This is a genomic window from Aquirufa beregesia (assembly GCF_011090385.1).
Lineage (GTDB): Bacteria > Bacteroidota > Bacteroidia > Cytophagales > Spirosomataceae > Aquirufa > Aquirufa beregesia.
Map to the genome: position 1 here is coordinate 197,778 of NZ_SEWW01000002.1, position 23,433 is coordinate 221,210.

At 34.9% G+C, this 23,433-nt stretch carries 24 protein-coding genes; all 24 read left to right on the forward strand.

Annotation, left to right across the window (positions count from 1 at the left end; genetic code table 11):
- The 24 genes from EWU23_RS04740 (at position 1) to EWU23_RS04850 (ending at position 23,408) form a co-directional block, all read left to right on the forward strand.
- Entirely contained in the window at positions 1-858 is an 858-nt protein-coding gene (locus EWU23_RS04740) for an aldo/keto reductase (RefSeq protein ID WP_166229381.1), read from the forward strand.
- A complete protein-coding gene (locus EWU23_RS13960; RefSeq protein WP_205753081.1) occupies positions 852-1,619 on the forward strand; it encodes a cytidylyltransferase domain-containing protein in 768 nt (255 codons plus the stop codon). The genes EWU23_RS04740 and EWU23_RS13960 overlap by 7 nt, the downstream gene beginning before the upstream one ends.
- A complete protein-coding gene (locus EWU23_RS13965) occupies positions 1,619-2,926 on the forward strand; it encodes an aminotransferase class III-fold pyridoxal phosphate-dependent enzyme (protein ID WP_205753082.1) in 1,308 nt (435 codons plus the stop codon). Before EWU23_RS13960 ends, EWU23_RS13965 begins: the two co-directional genes overlap by 1 nt.
- Before the next feature lie 24 nt (positions 2,927-2,950).
- Complete coding sequence (locus tag EWU23_RS04750; RefSeq protein ID WP_166229383.1) at positions 2,951-4,138, forward strand: N-acetyl sugar amidotransferase; 1,188 nt, start codon at positions 2,951-2,953, stop codon at positions 4,136-4,138.
- On the forward strand, positions 4,139-4,756 hold the full coding sequence (hisH, locus tag EWU23_RS04755; RefSeq protein WP_166229385.1) for an imidazole glycerol phosphate synthase subunit HisH: 618 nt from the start codon (positions 4,139-4,141) through the stop codon (positions 4,754-4,756).
- Positions 4,756-5,541 carry an imidazole glycerol phosphate synthase subunit HisF gene (gene hisF / locus EWU23_RS04760; protein ID WP_166229387.1) on the forward strand — a complete coding sequence of 262 codons (786 nt, stop codon included), beginning with the start codon at positions 4,756-4,758 and terminating at the stop codon, positions 5,539-5,541. Before hisH ends, hisF begins: the two co-directional genes overlap by 1 nt.
- A 16-nt stretch (positions 5,542-5,557) precedes the next feature.
- Positions 5,558-6,118 carry a GNAT family N-acetyltransferase gene (locus EWU23_RS04765; protein WP_166229389.1) on the forward strand — a complete coding sequence of 187 codons (561 nt, stop codon included), beginning with the start codon at positions 5,558-5,560 and terminating at the stop codon, positions 6,116-6,118.
- Complete coding sequence (locus tag EWU23_RS04770) at positions 6,115-6,975, forward strand: methionyl-tRNA formyltransferase (RefSeq protein ID WP_166229391.1); 861 nt, start codon at positions 6,115-6,117, stop codon at positions 6,973-6,975. The genes EWU23_RS04765 and EWU23_RS04770 overlap by 4 nt, the downstream gene beginning before the upstream one ends.
- A 7-nt stretch (positions 6,976-6,982) precedes the next feature.
- Positions 6,983-8,026 carry a pseudaminic acid synthase gene (gene pseI, locus EWU23_RS04775; protein ID WP_166229393.1) on the forward strand — a complete coding sequence of 348 codons (1,044 nt, stop codon included), beginning with the start codon at positions 6,983-6,985 and terminating at the stop codon, positions 8,024-8,026.
- A 10-nt stretch (positions 8,027-8,036) separates the two neighbouring features.
- Positions 8,037-9,323 (forward strand): DUF4910 domain-containing protein, encoded by a 1,287-nt coding sequence (locus EWU23_RS04780; RefSeq protein WP_166229395.1) that lies wholly within the window; start codon positions 8,037-8,039, stop codon positions 9,321-9,323.
- The gene (locus tag EWU23_RS04785; protein WP_166229397.1) at positions 9,320-10,582 is read left to right on the forward strand and encodes a DUF4910 domain-containing protein; all 1,263 of its coding nucleotides are present in this window, start codon (positions 9,320-9,322) and stop codon (positions 10,580-10,582) included. The genes EWU23_RS04780 and EWU23_RS04785 overlap by 4 nt, the downstream gene beginning before the upstream one ends.
- Before the next feature lies 1 nt (position 10,583).
- Complete coding sequence (locus tag EWU23_RS04790) at positions 10,584-11,588, forward strand: hypothetical protein (RefSeq protein ID WP_166229399.1); 1,005 nt, start codon at positions 10,584-10,586, stop codon at positions 11,586-11,588.
- Between the two features lie 4 nt (positions 11,589-11,592).
- Positions 11,593-12,147: a GNAT family N-acetyltransferase gene (locus EWU23_RS04795; protein WP_166229401.1), complete on the forward strand. Its 555-nt coding sequence runs from the start codon at positions 11,593-11,595 to the stop codon at positions 12,145-12,147.
- Between the two features lie 22 nt (positions 12,148-12,169).
- Positions 12,170-13,264: a hypothetical protein gene (locus EWU23_RS04800; RefSeq protein ID WP_166229403.1), complete on the forward strand. Its 1,095-nt coding sequence runs from the start codon at positions 12,170-12,172 to the stop codon at positions 13,262-13,264.
- A complete protein-coding gene (locus EWU23_RS04805) occupies positions 13,257-14,450 on the forward strand; it encodes a sulfotransferase family protein (RefSeq protein WP_166229405.1) in 1,194 nt (397 codons plus the stop codon). The genes EWU23_RS04800 and EWU23_RS04805 overlap by 8 nt, the downstream gene beginning before the upstream one ends.
- 23 nt (positions 14,451-14,473) lie before the next feature.
- Entirely contained in the window at positions 14,474-16,228 is a 1,755-nt protein-coding gene (locus EWU23_RS04810) for an LIC12162 family transferase (RefSeq protein WP_166229407.1), read from the forward strand.
- Between the two features lie 33 nt (positions 16,229-16,261).
- Complete coding sequence (cysQ, locus tag EWU23_RS04815) at positions 16,262-17,059, forward strand: 3'(2'),5'-bisphosphate nucleotidase CysQ (protein WP_166229409.1); 798 nt, start codon at positions 16,262-16,264, stop codon at positions 17,057-17,059.
- Between the two features lie 3 nt (positions 17,060-17,062).
- The gene (locus EWU23_RS04820; protein WP_166229411.1) at positions 17,063-17,485 is read left to right on the forward strand and encodes a DUF2061 domain-containing protein; all 423 of its coding nucleotides are present in this window, start codon (positions 17,063-17,065) and stop codon (positions 17,483-17,485) included.
- Positions 17,472-18,056 carry an adenylyl-sulfate kinase gene (gene cysC / locus EWU23_RS04825; protein WP_166229413.1) on the forward strand — a complete coding sequence of 195 codons (585 nt, stop codon included), beginning with the start codon at positions 17,472-17,474 and terminating at the stop codon, positions 18,054-18,056. Before EWU23_RS04820 ends, cysC begins: the two co-directional genes overlap by 14 nt.
- A gap of 409 nt (positions 18,057-18,465) precedes the next feature.
- Entirely contained in the window at positions 18,466-19,560 is a 1,095-nt protein-coding gene (locus EWU23_RS04830; RefSeq protein WP_317164292.1) for an MBOAT family O-acyltransferase, read from the forward strand.
- A 2-nt stretch (positions 19,561-19,562) separates the two neighbouring features.
- Positions 19,563-20,606 carry a hypothetical protein gene (locus EWU23_RS04835; protein WP_166229417.1) on the forward strand — a complete coding sequence of 348 codons (1,044 nt, stop codon included), beginning with the start codon at positions 19,563-19,565 and terminating at the stop codon, positions 20,604-20,606.
- A gap of 70 nt (positions 20,607-20,676) precedes the next feature.
- On the forward strand, positions 20,677-21,411 hold the full coding sequence (locus tag EWU23_RS04840) for a class I SAM-dependent methyltransferase (protein WP_166229419.1): 735 nt from the start codon (positions 20,677-20,679) through the stop codon (positions 21,409-21,411).
- A 20-nt stretch (positions 21,412-21,431) separates the two neighbouring features.
- Positions 21,432-22,652, forward strand: a complete 1,221-nt coding sequence (locus EWU23_RS04845; protein WP_166229421.1) for a glycosyltransferase family 4 protein — start codon at positions 21,432-21,434, stop codon at positions 22,650-22,652.
- A 3-nt stretch (positions 22,653-22,655) separates the two neighbouring features.
- Complete coding sequence (locus EWU23_RS04850) at positions 22,656-23,408, forward strand: class I SAM-dependent methyltransferase (protein WP_166229423.1); 753 nt, start codon at positions 22,656-22,658, stop codon at positions 23,406-23,408.
- Positions 23,409-23,433 lie beyond the last annotated feature (25 nt).

Sequence of the window (23,433 nt, forward strand, 5' to 3'; positions counted from 1 at the left end):
ATGTCAAAATTGATTTTGGGAACAGTACAGTTTGGCCTAAATTATGGTATTAATAATGTAAATGGCCAAACAGCGGAAGAAGAAGCTTTCCAAATTTTGGATTTTGCCTATCAAAACGGAATTAAGCGATTAGATACAGCGGCGAACTATGGAAATGCTGAAGAAGTATTAGGTAAATATTTCACAAAGCACCCATCCAAAAAATTTGAAATCATTACCAAATTTAATTTGATAAATAGGACTTGTGAGGAATCATTAAAATCAAGTATTGATAAACTTCAAGTAGAGTCGGTCAATTCCATGATGTTTCATTCTTTTTCGGATTACCAAAAAAGTAAAAGCCAAATTCAAGAATTAAATAGAAACTGTAAAGGTAAATTGTTTAAAAATCTAGGCGTTTCTGTCTATACCAATGATCAATTGAAATCAGTCATTGAAGATCCAGAAATAGATTTAATTCAAGCCCCATTTAATCTATTAGATAATGAAAATTTACGTGGAGAGTTATTTTTGAAAATTAAAGAAGCGGGTAAAGAACTTCATACGAGATCCGTTTTTCTACAAGGTCTTTTCTTTAAGGACATCAACTTGTTTCCAGAAAAACTGAAATCCTTACTACCATCTATTCAATTACTTAAAGACCTTGCTAATAAGAATCATATTTCGTTAAATGATATGGCCATAGCCTATGTTTTCTCGAAAAAATATATCGATGGAGTATTGTTTGGGGTAGATAGTTTAGAGCAAATGAAACAAAATGTTATTAGCTCATCAACGGTACTTTCTGAAGAAACAATTCATCAAATAGATGCCATCAAAATTTCCAATGTTGATTTATTAAATCCTTCCTTGTGGTAAAAGAAAAAGTCATCATATTAACTCAAGCGAGAATAGGGAGTACAAGATTCCCAAGTAAAGTGTTAAAGAAAATTGGAGAGGAGAGCTTGCTTTCCATTCATCTGAAAAGACTAAAAAGGTCAGAGAACGCAGCAAAAATAATTGTTGCTACTACGTTTGAAGATGATTCGGACAAAATCGTAGATATTGCAATGCATGAAAATGTGGAATCAATTAAAGGCTCCACCGATGATGTCCTTGATCGCTTTTACCAAGCAGCCAAAAAAGAGAATCCAGACTTTGTTGTTCGCGTTACATCAGACTGCCCGTTGATTGATCATCAATTAATTGATCAGGTTATAGAAATGACCATTCAAAATGACCTTGATTATGGTTCCAATATTTTGGTGGAAGAATTTCCAGATGGACAGGATATTGAAGTAATCAAATGGTCTGCTCTCGAAAAAGCTTGGCAAGAAGCTAAACTTCCATCAGAACGAGAACACGTTACTCCTTACATCAGAAAAAACACCGATTTCAACGGCGGAACCTTATTCAAAGCAAAGAATTTTTCGGCAAATGCCAATTATAATCAGGTTAGAATGACAGTAGATGAGCCGTCAGATTTGGAGACCATCGCTATGTTGATTTCTAAATTAGGTATGGATCAAAGCTGGAAAACGTATGCAGATTATATAGTAGAAAACCCTGAAGTATTTGAAAACCAAAAAATTGTTCGAAATGAAGGATATAGTAAATCCTTACAAAAAGATGATAAATAATGGGGAAAGGACAAGAATTATATAAAAAAGCAAAAACACTCATTCCTGGTGGAACCATGTTGTTGTCTAAAAGACCTGAGATGTTCCTACCTGACAACTGGCCATCTTATTACAGTAAGGCAAAAGGTTGTAAGGTATGGGATCTTGATGGGAAGGAATACATCGACATGTGTATCATGGGTATTGGGACCAATACTTTAGGTTATGGTAATGATGAAGTGGATGCCGCGGTCATTCAAACGGTGACGAATGGGAACATGAGTACACTCAATTGTCCCGAAGAAGTTTGGTTAGCAGAAGAGTTAATACAAATGAACCCTTGGGCTCAAATGGTCAGATTTGCCAGAAGTGGTGGGGAAGCCAACGCCATAGCCATTCGTATTGCTCGTGCAGCTTCTGGAAAAGATAAGGTGGCAATTTGTGGATATCATGGTTGGCATGATTGGTATTTATCAACCAATCATAACCAAGGCGATGGCCTATCAGGCCATCTTTTGCCAGGTTTAGATCCTTCAGGAGTTCCTAAAAACCTGAAAGACACGGTTTTCCCTTTTCATTATAATAATATAGAGGAATTGGAAAACTTGATTAAAAATCAGGATATAGGTGTAATTAAAATGGAAGTTGTCAGAAATTTTGGGCCAGAGGATAATTTTCTTCAAAAAGTTCGTGACTTGGCCACAAAACATCATATCGTTTTGATTTTCGACGAATGTACTTCCGGATTTAGAGAGACCTATGGAGGGATATATAAAAAATATGGCGTTGAACCAGATGTAGCCATGTTTGGAAAAACGATAGGCAACGGCTACGCCTTAACAGCAGTGGTAGGTAAGAGAGAGGTGATGGAAGCTGCTCAAAAAACGTTTATTAGCAGTACATTTTGGACAGAAAGAATTGGACCAACGGCTGCCTTGAAAACCTTAGAAGTAATGAAGCGAATAAAATCGTGGGAAATCATTACAGAAAATGGGTTAATCATGCGGAGAGGTTGGAAAAAATTAGCTGAGAGCCATCAATTGAATATTTCAATCTCTGGAATTCCCTCACTTTCTACCTATTCATTTGCGGGAGAGGATGCATTAAAATATAAAACCTACCTCACTCAGGAAATGTTAAAAATGGGTTTTTTAGCTAGTACTAACTTTTATGCTTCTGTCGTACATGAAGAGGAGCATTTTGCATCCTATTTCCAAGCTTTGGATCAAGTATACCAAGTGATTTCTGAATGCGATAAAGGTCAAAAAAGGATCGATGATTTATTAGAAGGACCAGTTTGCCATTCGGGCTTTAAACGACTTAATTAATTTACATAGTTAAATAATTTTCAAATGAAAAGGTGTACCAAATGTTTACTCCCAGAAACACACGAATCAATTTCTTTTGATGAAATGGGTGTTTGTAGTATTTGCAGACAAGTAGAATTTAAAGAAGGAAAAATTGATTGGGAATCAAGGAAAAAAGACTTGTCTGAACTTATTGAAATGCACAGAGGCAAGTACGATTACGATTGTATAGTTCCTTTTAGTGGTGGAAAAGATAGTGTGTGGACATTATATTATTTAATGAAGGAGTTTAAAATCAAGCCTCTTGTAGTTCGTTTTGATCATGGTTTTCTAAGGCCAAACCTAAATGAAAATACCATCAATGTCTTGAGAAACCTAGGAGCTGATTTTATTTCATTTACTCCCAATTGGAAAGTTGTGCAAAAATTAATGTTGCAAAGCTTTTTAGAAAAAGGAGATTTCTGTTGGCATTGTCATACCGGAATTTTTTCCTACCCTATGCACATTGCTATTAAATTTAAAGTACCACTTATTTTTTGGGGTGAACCCTCCGCTGAATACACCTCGTATTACAGCTATGATCAACCTGAAGAAGTGGATGAAAAAAGATTTAATCGCTTTGTGAACCTTGGGATTACAGCTTTAGATATGGCGGTGAGGTTAGGTGGGGATCTGGATGAAAGAGACTTTAAACCATATACTTACCCTCCTTTGAAAGAATTAAGAGCACTAAATTATAAAAGTGTATGCCTTGGATCATATATTCCTTGGGATGTAAAGACTCAATCGAAAATCATTATGGATGAATTGGGTTGGAAAGGTGATTTGGTTGAAAATGTACCTCCTCAATACAATTACGAGAAGATAGAATGTCATATGCAGGGGGTAAGAGATTACATTAAATACATTAAGCGAGGATATACCCGACCTACAGCTTTAGCTTCCATCGACATTCGTCATGGAAGATTAGATAGAGAAGATGGGGTGAAAATGATAGATGAATTCGAAGGCAAGAAACCTGCTAGCTTAGAAATTTTTCTAGAAATGGTGGGACTTACCGAAGCAGAATTTTTTGAAATTGCCCAGAGCCATACCGTTTCGCCATGGAAATTGAATGTTTTTGAACAAGAAGCAGGTGCTAAATTGCCAGACTTCAACCAATGGACAAGAAATGGCAAAATGGATAGAGCAGAAGCAGATGTTCAAATTGAAAATTGGAGAAAGTCTCAATAGATGATTGGAATAGTTGATTATGGAATGGGCAACTTATTATCAGTATTCAATGCTTTTGAATACCTGGGAATAAGTGTCAAAATTTGCAGTGAACCAGAAGACTTAAGTCAGGTGGACCGAATTGTCTTACCAGGAGTAGGCGCCATCAATCAGTGCATTTTGAAATTAAATGAGAGTGGATTTACGGAAGCTCTCAATGAACAAGTCATTCAATTAGCAAAGCCTACACTAGGTATTTGTTTGGGAATGCAAGTGATGGCTAAGCAAAGTTTTGAAGGCGGAACCCATTCATGTCTCGGGTGGTTTGATGCTGACGTCATTCGTTTAAATCCTGGACAACCTAACCTTAAAGTACCCAATATAGGCTGGAATACCATTCAGTTTGACAAGCAGATACCCTTGTTTAAAGGATTACCAGAATTTTCTGATTTCTATTTTGTGCACTCCTACCAAGTGAAGGTTCATCATGAATCAGAAAGAGTGGCCACCTATCAACATGGGGAAACAGTCACTGCGGCCATCATGAAGGACAATATATTTGCTACTCAGTTTCACCCAGAAAAGAGTCAGGATTTAGGATTAACCATGTTAGAAAATTTTATAAACTGGAAACCCTGATGTCGAAGAAAAGATTGATACCCAAGTTGCAACTAGCTACCAGTAGGAATAATCCCAATAAATTAGTCGTAGTCATTACCAAACAATTTGGCGATAAAATCGAAATAGGGGACCCCGTGTCTCAATCAAAAATATTTCAAGATCAATCAGCCGATGAATTGATTTTTTTGAATATTGAAAGTAGAAAAAACAATGTCAAAACGCTGAGTGAAGTCATAGCTAAGGTCTCAGAAGAGATTTTTATGCCTATGACAGTGGGAGGAGGGGTAAGCTGTGATGAAGATTTTAGATTGTTATTATCCCATGGGGCAGATAAAATTTCCATCAATACCAAAGCCGTTGAAAGCCCAGAATTTATTACAGAAATGTCAAATAAATACGGCGCTCAATGTGTGGTGGTCAGTATAGATTACAAAAAAGAGGAGGATGGGACCTTTCAAGTATATACACAAGGCGGAACTCATGCTACAGGACTAGATCCCATTCAATGGGCCATCCAAGCAGAAATGCTGGGTGCTGGAGAATTACTCTTGACCTGCATTGACCATGATGGAATGAGAAATGGCCTTGAACTTCAAGTACCTAGTAGCCTGGTGCAACAAGTGAATATACCTATTATCTGTGGAGGGGGATGTGGTTTGGCTAAGCATTTTTCTGATGCATTCCTCCAAGCAAATGTAGAAGCGGTATGTGCAGGGTCATTTTTTGCACACCGTGATCAGAATCTTATTCAAACACGTTCTCAAATTTCAAATGCAGGAGTTGAGATTCGAATGCAAAATTGAAAAATATTGATTGTTGATGGACCGAGAGTATAGAGTGCTAAATAAACAAGTCTTTACTAAAGATCATTTCCAAATAGTCCCTATTCGAAATATGGATCAATTGGATATTATGAAGTGGAGGAATGAGCAAATTTATCATTTGCGACAAAATAAACCCCTCACGGAACTAGATCAGAGTCATTATTTTACTCGCACAATAGCCAATCTATTTAATCAAGAAAAGCCTAATCAAATTTTGTTTTCCTATGTAGAAAATGGAAAATGCCTAGGCTATGGCGGCTTAGTTCATATTAATTGGGTTGATAGAAACGCAGAAATTTCTTTCATCATGGATACCCAACTTGAAAAGGAGTATTTTTCACATCACTGGTTTACCTATTTGAGTTTGATTGAAGAAGTGGCATTTAAAGAATTACAATTGCATAAAATATATGTCTATGCATTTGACTTGAGACCGCATCTATATACTGTTTTAGAACATAATGGATTTATCAAAGAAGCGGAACTAAAGGAACACTGTTATTTCAATGATGCATATAAAAGTGTTATCATTCATTCAAAATGGAATAAGCTATGAGGTTGGGCTTATTAGTAAGTGGCGGTCTAGGAGAAGACATTCTTAAAAAAATCAGTGAAATCCATGAAATTGTGTTTGTCTTTACAGACAAACATTCCCTAGAAATCAGGGAATATGTAAACCAACATTCAATTCCGAATTTTATTGGAAATCCCAGAAATTCAAGAACAGCAGAATTTGTCAAAGACAAAAGTATTGATGTCTTAGTTTCGGTAAACTATTTGTATATTATTGATAGTCAGCTAATTGGCTTGCCAATTAAGTTGGCATTTAATATTCACGGATCTTTGTTACCTAAATATAGAGGCAGAACCCCCCATGTTTGGGCTATTATAAATAACGAATCTGAAACAGGAATCACAGCTCATGTGATCAATGAAGGTTGTGATACAGGACCTATTTTAGATCAAATGCTTGTTCGTATTGAACCTAATGACACAGGTAATATGGTCTTGGGAAAATATAAAAACTGTTATTTCCCCTTAGTGAAGGATGTTCTAGCCAAAATAGAATCTGGTTCATATGAATTGACCCAACAAGATGATTCATTGGCAACTTATTTTGGAAAAAGAACTCCAGAGGATGGACAGATCAATTGGAATTGGCAAAAGGAACGTATTCGAAATTGGGTAAGAGCACAAGCTTTTCCATATCCAGGGGCATTTTCATATATTCAAGGGCAGAAAATAATTATTGATGAGCTAGTTTTTGTTGAAAGAGGATTTCATAGTGAACAACCCAATGGACAAATTTTATCTGTTGATCCAATACTGGTAAAAACGCCGAATGGAGTTGTACAATTGAAACAAGTAAGATCTTTTGACCGAACTATCCACTTAGGGGACATTTTAAACTAATTAGTACATGAAAATAGGTTCTTTTGAAATTAATGCAGCATCGGGTGTTTTTATCATAGCAGAACTTTCAGCAAACCATAATGGTAGCCTTGAGGTCGCGATTGAAACCATTAGGGCAGCAAAACGTTCAGGTGCGGATGCAATTAAACTACAAACTTACACGGCAGATACATTGACCATTGATTGTGATCATGAGGATTTTGTGTTGCGTTCTAATTCCATTTGGGATGGTAGAACATATTATGATTTGTATCAAGAAGCTTATACCCCATGGGAATGGCATGAGGCTTTATTTAAAGCAGCTGATGAGGAAGGATTAATTTGTTTTTCTTCTCCATTTGATAAAACAGCGGTGGATTTTTTGGAAAATTTACAAACCCCAGCCTATAAAATAGCTTCCTTTGAAATAACCGATATTCCCTTGATTGAATATGTGGCGTCCAAACAAAAACCCGTCATTATTTCAACGGGTATTGCCACTGAAGAAGATATTTCATTGGCACTGGATGCTTGTTATCGTATGGGAAATAGAGATATTGCTTTACTTAAATGTACCTCTAGCTATCCCGCTCCCATTGAAGAAGCTAATTTAATCATGGTACAAGATTTAGCTAGTCGATTTAACGTTATTTCGGGATTATCAGATCATACTTTAGGTAGTACTGCACCAGTGGTAGCCACGGTATTTGGAGGTAAAATTATTGAAAAACACTTTATCTTGGACCGTTCTATTGGAGGGCCCGATGCTTCATTTTCTATGAACGAAGCAGAATTTGCGCAGATGGTTAAAGCTGTGCGGGAAGCCGAGAAAGCCATTGGTCAGGTGGATTATCATTTAACGGAAAAGCAAGCCAAAGGAAGAGATTTTAGTCGCTCCTTGTATGTGGTTGAAAATGTAAAAGAAGGCGAAGTATTTACTGAGAAAAACGTAAGAAGTATTAGACCTGGTTTTGGACTTCATCCAAAATATTATGTCAGTGTCTTAGGGCAAAAAGCCAATATGGATATTACTAGGGGTAGCAGGTTATTATTAAATATGTTAAAAAAATAGGCTAATAGGAATGGAAATTGCTGCTGAAATTGAAGAATATTTTGACAAATTATGGCCATTAAATAGGAGCATAACGGGTTTAGATTTTCGAAAGTCTCTCGAAATATTAGACAATATTATTCCAACCAATAAAATTTCTTTTAAAACAGGAGAGAAAGTACTTGATTGGACAATTCCATCAGAATGGAATGTTAAAGAGGCATATATTCTAACTCCAAGTGGAGAAAAGATTGCAGATTTTAAAACAAACAATCTTCATTTAATGGGGTACTCAATTCCAGTAAATGAACGAATAACTTTAGAGGAACTAAGGAATCATATTTTCACCTTACCCGCTCAGCCCGAAGCTATTCCATATGTAACATCTTATTACAAAAGGCAATGGGGATTTTGCCTTCCTCATTTACTTTACGAGAAACTAGAAGAAGGGGAATACACTGTAGTGATAGATTCAGAATTAATCGATGGTATACTTATTGATGGTGATGCGTTAATTCAGGGTAAGTCAGAAAAAGAGATATTTTTTTCAACATATTTATGCCATCCATCCATGGCAAATAATGAATTATCGGGCCCATTAGTTTTATCATTTTTATATAGAGAGTTAAAAAAACAAGAGGGTAATTTGAAATACTCTTATAGGTTTGCGATTCTACCTGAAACTATTGGAGCTGTTGCTTACTTATCTAAGTTTGGTAACTTAATGAAACAAAGGACAATTGCGGGATATCAAATTACTTGCATTGGCGATAAAGGAGAATTTACTTACAAACGCTCTCGTCAACATAATTCCATGGCAGACAGAGCTGCGGAACAATTTATGAAGGAAAATAATCAAAAAAAGATTATTGATTTTAATCCTGCTATTGGAAGTGATGAACGTCAATGGTGTTCACCCGGTTTCAACCTTCCAGTAGGGTCATTGATGAGAACTATGTATGCTGTTTATCCAGAATATCATACAAGTTTGGACAATAAATCACTCATGGATTTCCCAGGAATGCAAAAAGCTGTGGAAGCTTATTTAGATATCATTAATAATATTGAGCAAAATTATTTTTATAAAAGTAATGCTCCATATGGAGAACCTCAACTTGGACCACGTGGACTATTTCGGGCAATTTCTGATAAGGATAGACAAGAAGATGAGCTTGCGATGTGGTGGTTATTGAATTATGCAGATGGAGAACATGATTTATTAACTATTGCTAATTTATCAGGGTTCAAAATGTCAACTTTAATTCGTGTGGGAAGTAAAATAGAGGAATCTGGATTGTTTTCAAAATTAGATATATGATTAACAAGGAGGAGATTTGGGACTTATTCAAATCAATTTTTCCAATTTATCGGACATTATTAGGTAAAGGGTTTAATGATTCATTAGATGAAATATCCAAAACTATTCCCTTGACTAATATTTATGAAGTGGAAAGTGGTCAATCAAGCGGAAGTTGGAAAATACCTGATGAATGGATAATTCATACTGCTTGGATTGCTGATTTAGATGGAAATAAAATAATTGATTTTAAAGAAAATCAATTTCATATTTGGCAATACAGTATTTCCACAGACGAAATTATTTCTCACGAGGAATTAATTAAAAAAATTGCAATTGGAGATGATGACTGTATTCCACTGGTGGTTACTTATTATTCGAAAAGATGGGGTTTTTCTGTTAGTGCCAATCAATTTGAAAAATTAAATAGAGACCAATATAGGGTATATGTAGACTCCGAGTTTAGAGTAGGTAAATTACAGATTGGAGAAATATTTTTAAAAGGGAGATCTTCTAAAGAGGTTTTAATTGATGCGGTATTGAGTTGTAATAGTTTAGCTAATAATTTGTCTGGAGTTCTTGGAGCAGTTTTTATAGCTAAATTAATTTCTCAAACATCTAATCATTATTATTCCTATCGAATATTATTCTCGCCTGAAACGATTGGTCCTATATCTTTATTTCACCACTTCCCCTCATTATTTAAAAACGTTCAAGGAGGATTTAATCTCATCAATCTGGCAGATAAAAATGCTCTAAATTATAAAACAAGTAGGTATCCCACATTGATAGATGATACAGTTGAATATACATTAAAGCAATTCGATAAAGACACTACCATTTCTAAATATGATGTATTGACAGGCACTTGTGGAAATGAAAAAGCGTATAATTCTTTGGGAATTGAAGTGCCAGTAGGGGCATTAAGAAGAAGTATATTATGTTCTTATCCAGAATACGATACCTCTAAAGATGACTTTGGATTTATTGATAAAAATAAGTTTTTTGAATCATTAGACATTTTAACTCAGTTGATTCAAAATATCGAATTAAATCTATATTATAAACACACTTTTATTGGAGAACCTTTTTTGACGGGTTATGGTCTTTTCCCTAAAATTGAGAAAGACAGTGATCGTATACCTTATGATTATTTGATGGGTTTTACCAATGGAAAGCTCTCTTTATTGGATATCGTCAACCTAAGCAATCAACCACTTCAAAGTTTCTTTGAGCCTCTTAGATTAATGGTAGAGAAAGAACTATTAAAAGAAATTTAACATGATTTTTGGAAACATATCACATATAATTTTACTTGGAGGATCAAGATGTACGGCTGAATTAGCACTATACTTGAAGGATGCCACAAATTTTAAATATAATTTATTCACTAGTTCAAGGCAATTGGGGGATATCATATTTGCCAATGGCCAAACTTTTGAGGAATATTTAATTGAGAATGAGATTACTTATTTTGTTACCGATGATATTAATCAAAATGATGAATTCCTAAATTCCATTTCGAGAGAAAGCCTCGCTATTGGAATTGGAGAAGCCTGGAGTTTTAATCAAGAGGTAATAGCTCTTTTTGATGGCAGATTGATTGATTTAATGGGAATCCGATTGCCACAATACCGAGGAGGAGCGCATTATACCTGGCAAATTTTAAAAGGAAATAAGATAGGGGCTTGTAATCTTCAAGTAATCAATGAAGAAATGATTCAAGGGGTTTTTGACTCTGGAGAAATTATAAAATTCAAGGAATATCTTTTCCCGAATGAGGCAAGAATTCCCGATGATTATTTTTCATTTGCCACTTCCCAAGAAATACTTTTCATCAAGGAATTCATTGATGAAATTTCCGCTGGGCATCATTTCCAAACGTTCAAGTTACAAGAGAATTTCAGTATGTATTTCCCCAGATTACATACGTTGAAAAATGCGTTCATTCATTGGCAGTGGGATTCCTTGGATATTGAAAAATTTGTATGTGCTTTTGATGATCCCTACGCCGGAGTTAGTACCCAAATTCACGGAAAATTAGTGCGGGTGAAAAAAGCTAGATTGGAAAATAATGATGGACCATTTCATCCATTTCAATGTGGATTGATTTATAAAATTTACCAAGGGAATCTTTATATAGCTACCCGTCAAGGAACCATAATCATTTCTGAAGTCAATGATGAATTTGGCAATTCTGTCTTATCTGAATTAAGAACTGGTGACCGATTTTTTACTCCTCAAGACTGGATTGAAAATGGATTGAAAACTAAAATCGAATATTGATAATATGGAATCTTATCATCATTTTTTAGAAGGGTCTGGAATTTTTTTACGTGAAGTAAGACTTTCAGATGTCAATGAGAATTATTACCAATGGTTAAATGATCCAGAAATTAACCAATTTCTAGAAACCCGTTTTTTGCCACAATCCATTCATACTATTGAAGAGTTTGTTAGAAGCAAAGAAGGGAATTCCAATGAGCTACTTTTTGCGATTTGTGATAAAACATCTTCCAAGCATATAGGGAATATTAAAGTAGGCCCTATTAACTGGATTCATCGATATGCAGATATCAGTCTTTTAATTGGAGATAAAGCATTTTGGGGCAAAGGTGTAGCTACTGAAGCTATTCAATTGGTTTCCCATTTTAGTTTTAATGTTTTAAACTTACACAAATTGAAAGCCGGTTGCTACGAAAAGAATATAGGCTCCATGAAGGCTTTTGAAAAAGTCGGTTTTGAAAAAGAAGGATTATTGAAAAAATTATGGATGCTAAACGGAACCTTTCAAGACCAAGTTTTATTGGGGCTTTGTGCAGAAGATTTCCATCCATCAAAGTGATTAAAAAATTATTAAATAAGTAATGCAAAGTCAGGTTATATTTAGAGAAAACCCATCATTTGAAAAGCACTGGAATAATTTTCTCTCTAAGAATTCCCATGTGAGTGTTTTTTATTCTTTGAGATGGATGAAGTATCAGCAACTTTATTCCGAAGATAGATTTGTCAAGGACCTGAGTTTTATTTTACTAGCATCTGGCGAAAACCCCATAGCTATTTGTCCACTTTATCTAGAAACGTATCACGGTGTCAATCGATTTTCTTATAGGGGAGAATTTTTGGAAAGCCTTCGAACTCCTTTGATAGATCAGTCGGTCATAGAAATGCAAGGAAAAGCCGTAGAAAAGGAAGTCTTCGAAATCATTGATGGTTTGGCTAAGGAACATCAAGTGAAAAAAATCAATTTTATCATTGATCCGCTCTGTGCCATTTATCTAGAGGAAAATTTCAATTACCTTACTAGAAATGGTTACTTAGATGTCTCCATCTCTACCCAAATTATTGATTTGAAGAAAAGTAGAGAGTTATTGTGGATGGAACTAAGGAAGTCATACAAAGCACTAATCAATAAAGGGGAAAGGACCTATGAAGTGGTCATCATGGATGTAAACAATCCAGATTTCAATCTCCATGAAAATTACAGAAACCTTCATTTCAAGGCGGCTGGCAGGGTAACTCGTCCATTGGCTACATTCAATCAACAATTTGAAATGCTTCAAAATGACGAAGCGATGTTGCTTGGAATTAAGTATCAAGGGCAATTTGTCAGTTTCTCTTATTTTGTTCACTTGAATAAAACAGCTTATTATGCATCAGAAGCGGATGATCCAGAGGTGGCTGTTCCTTTAACTTATGGTCCACTAAGTCAATGGAAGGCCATGGAGTATTATAAAGCCAGAGGTTGGGATTATATGGAGCTGGATAACCAGCAGTTTGGTCCCCAGTTTTTTGATTCGCCCACAGATAAGGATTTATCTATATCCATGTTTAAAAGAGGCTTTGGGGGGGGAACATTTCCTCTATTTAGAGGGGTTCGATATCTTGATCAAGAGCTAATGAAAAGTGAAATTATGGATCAAGCTCAAGTTTTAATGAATGAATTAAGTCAACATGAATAAAGACAGTAATATGGTCCTGGTCACAGGATTGGCCAGAAGCGGAACTACCTTACTCTCCGAATGTTTAGATCATCATCCTAGCATTATGTGTATTGCAGATCCCATGAATGAGTTTTTCAAAGGATTCATGCGTTATGCTTATTTTCACGTGGAAAATGAGAAAAAAGACGTGGGATACCCAATCGATCATTTTTTCTTTTCAGGAAGTAAAGAGGTTAGTCGATTCATTGATGAAACCGATTTCAACCATCCCATTCCTCCTTATTTAAAAGAGGAAATATTAGCGCGTATAGCAATTCGAGATGGAGAGTATTGTCCTGAAATTATTGAGCCGCTTCAGTACTGTAAGGCTACGACATTTGATGGATTATTTCTCGAAATTTTGCAATTGTTATTTGATGCCTATGGACAAGAAGGGACAACTTGCTTTGGGGTTAAAACTGCTTGGTGCGAGCAACTGCTAAAACCCTTAGCTAGGACATTCCCCAATATGAAATTTGTTAATATTATACGTGATCCACGTGCCGTGATTGCGTCCAACTATCAAGCAGATGGTTCGCGCTTCCCCTTGTTTTTTAACATACGAGATTGGAGAAAATCGGTATATTATCATTGGAAGTTTGAAAATGAAGATGCCTTGATGAAGGATAGATTTGTGGGGGTGAAGTATGAAGACATTATTGCTGAACCAGAAAAAACACTTCGTAAAATTACGGACCTGCTAGGTGTTAGCTACAGCGCTGATATGATAAATAAAGGGTTTAAAAAACCCAATTCAAGCTATCAGGTAAGTGAAGAGTCGAATGGAATTATTTCTGGGTCAAAAGATAAATGGAAAAAAGTTTTACCTCCCGATACCATACTTCAAGCAGAAATATATTGTGGGGAAGAGATGAAAAAATTGGGATATAGCTTTACTCAGGTGAATCCACCGATAGACTATAATTCACTAGTGAATCTAAAGGATAATTTATTTGAGTCATTATCAGGATGGTGTCAAGATATAGTTTCCGATAAAGAAAATTATGAAGGCCTTTGGCATCAATATAATATCCATTTAGAGTCAATCCGTTTACTCTTATTGCGTGGGAATAATACCCAATATGATAAGAGTTTAGTGGCTGATTTTTTTTACCAGTATGAATATTTTATTTGGCTGCGACAGCAAGGCAAAGACTCAATTTAATAGGAAAGAATTAGCAAAATTAAATGTCAAATAAACGAGTATTAGTAACGACAGCGGATGAGGGAACATGGCCAAAAGATGAACCCATATTGTTTTTGGGAGAATGGTGTAGGCAATATCATCGAAAGGAAAGCTGGTCAATACTCGATGCCGAAGTGGTTTCTCCATATGGCCTAGAACCCAATCAAAAGTCCAAAGATCATCAGCTACTAATTAGGGTATACGCAGAATTACTGGATGAACTAAGCCATGAACTTAATAAGTTACACCAATGTAGTCATAGTCAACGATATTGGGATATTGTACTAGGGTATTGGCTTCAACGATTTGTAAGCGTATGTATTAACAGGTATCATGGTTTAATGCATGCTTTGGACCATGATGATATTAGTGAGGTTATTGTTTATGGGAATGATGAATATAAGTTGGCTACTTTAAATTCTTATGGATTTCAGCTAGCCTTGTACAATGATTTATGGAATCAGAATTTTTATAAAAGAATATTAGATTTTAAAGGGATCTCTCAACGAAGAAGGATGCCTGTGGAAGATGAGTCAATCAGCTTTCAAAAATCATCACCATTAGTTCAGGAAAAAGGGTTAAAAGTTTGGCTGAAAGGAGTTTGGAAGTCAGTTTTTCGTTTCTTCATACGAAATGATGATGCTTTTATTATCAATAGTTATTTGCCATTCGGAATGGCGGTCAAACTACAATTAAGTTTGGGTCAATTTCCAAGCTTTTGGGAGCAGCAAACAGTAGAGTCAAGCGAATTTGAAAATGATATAAGGAGTAAAATTTCCTTTAATCATTCGGATCATTCTGGTTTTGACTTATTCATTAGGCAAATTTTACCCGAGAGTATACCCACTTGTTATATTGAAGGTTTCAGCAAATTAGTTGATTTTACGGCCCAATTACCTTGGCCAAGCACTCCTAAATTTATTTTTACTTCAAACAATTTTGATACTGACGAGGTATTTAAAGTGTGGACAGCGCAGAAAGTAGAGCAGGGGATTAAGTACTACGTGGGTCAGCATGGGAATCTGTATGGAACGTGGATTTATCATACCCATCAAATCCCCGAATATTCTACCTCAGATAAATTTATATCCTGGGGTTGGGGAAATAGGACTTCTCACATTGTACCTGCTTTTGTGTTTAAAACGGCCAATCATCCAGTTAGAAAAAACTGTTCTGGTAAAGGAATATTGTTGATAGAAAGAACGATTTATAATCGATTGGCAACCTATGATAGACACCAAAATCAGGAGATTTACCAGCAAGAACAATTTAGATTCGTTAATGCACTTCTTCCTGATTTGAAAAATGATCTAAACATTCGACTGTCCTATTATACGCTAGGTTCCTGGAGTGATAAGCAAAGGTGGCTTGATTATGATCCTACTCTTCCTTATGATGCAGGGACGGCGCTCATTTGGGATTTAATTGATAAAAGTCGATTGGTGGTTCATTCTTATGATTCTACCGGTATTCTGGAAACACTTTCATTGAATATTCCTACCATTGCATTTTTTGATCAATTTTATTTTGATGAAATAAATGAAGAAGCTTTGCCTTATTATGAGCTCTTAGAATCTGTAGGAATATTATTTAGAACTGCCGATGCTGCAGCGAATCATATCAACCAGATTTGGGACAATTTGGAAGCGTGGTGGATGAGCACGGAATTACAAGAAGCAAAAAATAAATTTTGTCATCAATACGCCCGTAGGGTTGACAACCCCGTCGAATATTTGAAAAATATTCTGGAAAACTAAAAATATACTTTCAGTCACTTTCTCCTTATTCCTTTGAATAAAAATTTCCTATTAAAAATTTCTATTAAGGCGGCTATTGAAGCCGGGATTGAAATATTGAAAGTGTATCAAGGTGATTTCGTATTTGATACTAAAGCGGATTTGTCTCCTTTAACTCAGGCAGATTTAGTTTCTAATAAGGTGATAAACCAGTATTTGTTAGAAACAGGAATACCCATTATTAGTGAGGAAAACAAATTGGATTCTTTTGAGATCCGACAAAAGTGGTCAACTTGTTGGCTGGTGGACCCTTTGGATGGAACCAAGGAATTCATCAAGAGGAACGGTGAATTCACGGTCAACATAGCGCTGGTAGAAGATGGAATGCCCACTCTTGGAGTGGTTTTTGTGCCTTGTACTAGAGAGCTGTATTATGCGGATGTCCAAGCTGGATTGGCTATTAAACAAGTAATTGAAGAAGATTTTTCGATGCCCCAAGAGTTGTATCCAGAATCCTATTTGCTAAGCCTCAAGCCCTCTAACTTAGACTTAATTCGGGTGGTGGGAAGCAGGTCTCACATGAATGATGAAACAACTAGTTTTATTCATGAGCTGAAGAAATCATACGCTCAAGTGGAAGTGGTATCTAAAGGAAGTTCTTTGAAATTTTGTTTGGTCGCAGAGGGATTAGCTGATATATATCCGAGGTTTGGACCTACCATGGAATGGGATACTGCGGCGGGTCACGCTATTTGCAAGGCAATAGGATATCAGGTTATTGACAATAGCACAAAAGAGGAGCTTAGATATAATAAAGAGAACTTATTAAACAATTATTTCATCGTAGAGTAAATTATGAAGGATATTACACATTTACGCCATTTAAGTAAGTCCATTTCTTGGCGAGTAGTAGGTACAATAGATACCATTGTAGTCTCATTTATAATTACTGGGGAGCCTCTATTGGGATTGAAAATAGGGATATCGGAGCTGATTACCAAATTGTTATTATACTATGTGCATGAAAGGATATGGTTCAGAATCACCTTCAGAAATAGTAAGCTTAGGCATATGGTAAAATCCATTTCTTATCGATTTTTCGGATCTGTGGATACCTTTCTACTAGCTTGGCTTATTTCAGGTAATTCAGTTAGTGGTCTTAAAATTGGTTTGACAGAAGTAATTACGAAGATTATACTTTATTATATCCATGAAGAGGTTTGGCATAAATTTAAATTTGGATTACCCCAAAAACAAGAGACAAATGAAAAACAATAACCTAGAACACTTTTACAAAATCAATAGACAGGATAAGCATGTTTTAAACGGGCATTTATCTAAAGTAATTTGGTTTACAGGCTTATCTGGTTCAGGAAAATCAACCGTATCAGACCGGGTTCAACAGATTCTGCATGAATCAGGAGTACATACTTATATCTTAGATGGCGACAAAATCCGCACGGGGATAAACAAAGGACTTGGATTTAGTGAAGCAGACCGAGCAGAAAATTTAAGGAGAGTAGCCGAGATTGCGAAATTAATGGTTGATGCGGGTATGGTCGTTTTAGCAGCCTTTATTTCTCCTATGAAAAAAGACCGATTAATGATTCGTGATATTATTGGAGAGGAAGATTTTATTGAAGTTTTTGTCAATACGAGTCTTGAAATTTGTGAAGAAAGAGATATTAAAGGCTTATATAGAAAGGCAAGGAATGGGGAAATTTCAGAATTTACAGGAATCACAAGTCCATACGAAAATCCTGAAAACCCAGATGTAGAACTGAAAGATGGCAATAGTATTGAAGAATCAGTTTCTTTAGTTGTGGAGTATTTGAAAGGTAAAATTTAATTATTGTAAGCCATAATGAACATGGAAACAAAGAGACTATTTGAACTATAAGATGCAATTTAACTCATTCAGTTTTGCTTTATTTTTACCAATAGTTTTTCTATTGTATTGGTTCGGAACTAGAGGTAATTTGAAACTTCAAAATATCTTACTTTTAGTTTCAAGCTATTTTTTTTATGCTTGTTGGGATTGGAAATTCCTGTTTTTACTGATTTTCTCTACTTTGCTCGATTATTATACTGGAATAATGATACATCGGTCAGAAGAGCATAAAAAGAAGCTTTTTTGGCTTTGGTTGAGTATCATCGTTAATTTAGGTTTTCTTGGCGTTTTCAAGTATTATAATTTCTTCGCTTCTTCATTTGTCACTGCATTAGCCCAGATAGGCTTGAATGTCCATGTAGAAACTTTGAATATCATATTACCTGTTGGAATTTCATTTTATACATTTCACGGTTTATCCTATGTGATTGATATTTATAAAAATAAGATTAAGCCGGAGCGTAATTTTATTGACTATTCTTTATTTGTGAGCTTTTTCCCATTATTGGTAGCAGGTCCTATTGAAAGAGCAACTCACTTATTACCACAAATCATCAAAAAGCGAGAGTTTAACTATTTAAAAGCTGTTGATGGGTTGAAACAAATAGTGTGGGGCTTATTTAAAAAGATAGTCATTGCAGATAATTGTGCTGAATTTGCCAATGTTATTTTTAATAATTCTCAAGACTATTCAGGAAGTACTTTAGTATTAGGGGCTTTATTTTTTACATTTCAGATTTATTGTGACTTTTCAGGTTACTCAGATATTGCACTTGGAACTGCCCGTTTATTTGGAATAGAGCTTTTAAGAAACTTTGCTTTCCCTTATTTTTCAAGGGATATTGCAGAATTTTGGAGGCGGTGGCATATTTCATTATCCTCTTGGTTTAAGGATTACCTCTACTTTCCATTAGGAGGAAGTAAATCAGGGATGCTTATCAAAATTCGAAATACATTTATCATTTTTCTAGTTAGTGGATTCTGGCATGGAGCTAATTGGACATTTATAATTTGGGGATTTCTCAATGCTTTATATATCATGCCTTCTATCATTTTTAATACCCATAGGAATAACCTTGATATGGTGGCAAGTGGGAGAAGCTTGCCAAGCTTAAGAGAATCATTATCCATTGGAATTACTTTTAGTTTGACTGTTTTTGCATGGATTTTCTTTAGAGCTAATGATGTTAGTCATGCATTTAACTTTATTTCTGAAATATTTTCTAGTTCACTTGTAAGCATTCCTTATTTCCGAGGAATTGGTAAAGCGGCAATAATTGTCCCTATTATTTTCCTTTTTCTATTAGTAGAATGGATAGGAAGAGAAGGGCAATACGCCATTTCACATGTAGGTATTACCTGGAAAAGGCCATTTCGCTACTTTTTTTATTATGTACTATTATTTATGATTCTTTACTTTGGGAATTTTAATGAAAGTCAATTCATTTATTTCCAATTTTAATAATGAAGAACTTTATATTAAAGATCGTTTTATTTGCTACTCCATTTCTGGGGATTTTAGTCTTTGTCAATTACTTCGGAGATGCTGCCAGGTTATTTGCCAATGATTATGAGGAAAAAATGGCAAAGATCATTGGGACAGGGAAATATGTAACCAATTTTGGTAATTATGATGAAAGGTTATGCCAATTGGAATTGATTAGATTGAAATCAGTTCGTCCCCACACGGTTATCATTGGCTCTAGTAGAACCATGCTCTTCAATTCAAGGGATTTCCCAGAAAATACTTTATTTAATAATTCTGTGAGCGGGGCAAGTATGGAGGATATTGTTAGTATATATCAAATTTATAAAGAGTATAAAAAGCTTCCTGAAAAAATAATTATTGGTATCGATCCATGGACATTTAATGATTTAAGTGATCAAAATCGATGGATGTCCATTGCTTCTTATTATGATAGATTTAATCACGTAGAATCTCATGAGAGCAATGAATTAATGAAATACAAGGAGCTCTTTTCGTTCTCTTATTTTCAGAGTTCGCTTAAACTCATGCCCAAATTTTTAAAAGGCAATTTAGATCCTATTCCTACCACCAACTCGCATAATATTTCAGCCACTAAATTAACAGATGGAGGTTTGGTTTATGATCAATTGTTTAGAGAGTCTAGTGCTAAGGAAATTGATAATAGAATAGATGAATATATGGCAGGAGATATATTTAGTATTGAAAATTTTAAATCAATTTCTTCAAAAAATTGGTCAAATTTCAATAAACTAATTAGCGAATTGGAGCAAAAACGCATAGAAGTAGAATTTATTTTTATTCCTTATGCACCTAAGGTTTTTGAGCGGGTGAAAAATTACCCGATGGTCCTAAAAACAGAAGTTATGGTAAATGAATTTGCCCAATTGCATAAAATCAAAGTTCTAGGATCTTTTAATCCCAATAAATTAGGAATGGATAAATCATATTTTTATGATGGAATGCACTGTAAAGAAGAGGGTTTAAAAAAGATTATAGAAAGTAAAAATACGAATAAGTAAAACGGTTATATCCAAATTTGATAGCATCAAAAGAATCTAATAATCATAAGTCCCATTTTAATAAAAAATCATGAAAAATATAATTTCTGAATTATTCAGTAAAATCATCTATCATATCAAGCGAGGGATTCATGAAAGGTTTTTATTTAAAATCTCTTCCAGAGAATCGGTATTTACGGGTATTTATAAGTCCAATTATTGGGAAAATGAAGAGAGTGTTTCTGGGCTTGGTTCAACCATTCAACAAACAGAATTATTGCGATCAAAATTTCCTGAACTCATTAAAACCTATGATATAAAATCTGTTTTTGATGCCCCATGTGGAGATTTGAATTGGATGCAATTATTACTAGAATCAAATGATTTTGATTATATAGGAGGGGACATCGTTAAAGATATTGTAACCAATAATGCTGAAAAATTTGGACATCTTACTGCTCAATTTGTTCATTTTGATATCACTAAAGATCAATTTCCAAATTCAGATGTTTGGTTATGTAGGCATGTATTATTTCACCTTTCTAATAAAGATATTTACTTGGCATTAGAGAACTATTGTAAATCAAATGTCCGCTATATATTAACTACGAATTGCATTACAGGACCCGATCACATCAATCAAGATATCTTAACAGGTAATTACAGAGACTTAAACCTGAAATTAGCACCATTTAATTTTCCAGATTCTCCATTATGGGAGATTAATGATTATGTGGCACCAGCACCTCCTATGACGATTGCCCTTTGGAAATTGGAGGATATTCAAAAGATATTACCAGAGATTAAGAAAAATCTTAATTTATAGGTAAAAGGTAAGACCCTTATATGAAAATCGCTTTTTTTACTGAAAATTCATACAAAGGAGGATTGGACACGTTTTTAATCAATCTGTTTAATGCCTGGCCAGATGAACATGATGAATTAACGCTCCTGTGTAATCAGTCACATCCTGGTCTTAAAACCATTAAAAACCAAACTAAGAGGAATATATCCATTGAAGAATATACCTATTTTTATACTACTTCATTAGCCCTTGGTCAAAGTAAGCTACCGTTTAGCAAATGGAAAATCGTTAGAGCTTTTTTCGTAATGAGTTATCGATTATTGGCCTACATCATTTTATTACCTTGGTATATTTTGACTTTAGCTATTAAATTTAGGTATAGTAATTACGATCGACTGATGGTTGTGAATGGTGGATATCCCGCCAGTTTATTATGTCGATGTGCGGCCATAGCCTGGAGATTTTCGGGAAAAAAATCCAAAGTAATATTCAACTTTCATAATTATACTGTTCCGATAAAATGGTATCAAGCATTTTTTGAAAATGTCATAGACCGAGAAGTAGATAAGGCTTCTTCCTATTTCATTAGTGTTACGCAACATTGTCTTCAAAGTTTAAAGCTGAGGCCTACTTTCAACAAGGAACAAAAACTAAGGCATATTTACAATGGAATAGAGAACCCTAATCCACATCAATTTAAACCCAATTACCATCCAGAACATCCCTATTGTTTGATGTTGGCCACTTATGAACCAAGGAAGGGGCATTCGTTTTTGCTTCAAGCTTTTAAAAAAGTGTTAGAAAAACATCCAGATATCAAGTTAAAGGTTTTTGGGTATTCAGGAAAAAAACATGAAAAAGATCGAGTTATTACTGAAGTGAGACGTTTGGGATTGGAAAAAAACGTGGAACTTCATGAGTTTCATGAAGATAAAGTATCGTTACTTGCTCATGCGTCTTTGTTAGTGGTCCCTTCCCAATCGGAAGAATCATTTGGACTGACTATTATTGAAGCGATGGCGTTGGGAATACCGGTTGTCACTACCGATGTAGGAGGTATGCCAGAGGTTATGGAAGGAAGTGGAGCAGGAAAGGTATGTTTTGCTGGAAATTCTGATGAATTTGCAGACGCCATGATACTTATTTTACAGAATGCTAATATAGCAGCAGAAATGGGAGAAAAGGGGATGATTACTTTTGCTAATAAATATGATGCCAGTCTTATGGCTAAGGAGTATAATACTATCATTAAAGAAGAATAAATTATGGATCAGAGTCCAGGTGTTGAAAGCGAAAAGAATGTACACTTTGCAGGCAAATACTTTGAAGAAATCGAAGAAATTTCAGAGTCAGATAATTATTTTGTTCCTGTATTAAAAGATCTTGCCAAATGGGTTGATTTGAAGAATTCAACGGTCCTAGATGTAGGATGTGGAACAGGATTATTCATGAAACATCTATTGAATGAAGGTTGTACACAGTGTTATGGAGTAGATGGTCATACTGATTTTGCAGACCTTGCCATTAAAAGGGGATACAAAGAAGTAAAACAAATTGAAGATTTGAATGTCAACAAAATCCCTTTTAATGATGACACATTTGATGTAGTTGTATGTAAGGATGTTTTTGAACATTTATTGAATCCAACGCATACCGTCTCAGAAATAAAAAGAGTACTTAAGCCAGGAGGAGTTTTCTTACTACATGTACCTAACCATTTTCCATTAAGTGCGAGAATCAAATTCTTATTTACCAATGATATAGACACCTTTTCATTTTTTAAAAATGAAAGCAGGTGGACTTTCCCTCATATTCGATTTTATGAATTTAATGATACCTTGAACGTATTGGAGAAGTTGAATTTTTCTCTTGTCAAAGATTTAAGTTATCATTTTGGTTCTATCCCATTCTTATCGAGATTTGGATTTATGAAAGGTTTGGTGAAACGCTTAACCAACAAGTACCCAAATCAATTCGCTTGTGGATTTACATTACTTGTTCGTAAAGGGGGGGTATAATTTATGCTGTATTATTTAATTAAAT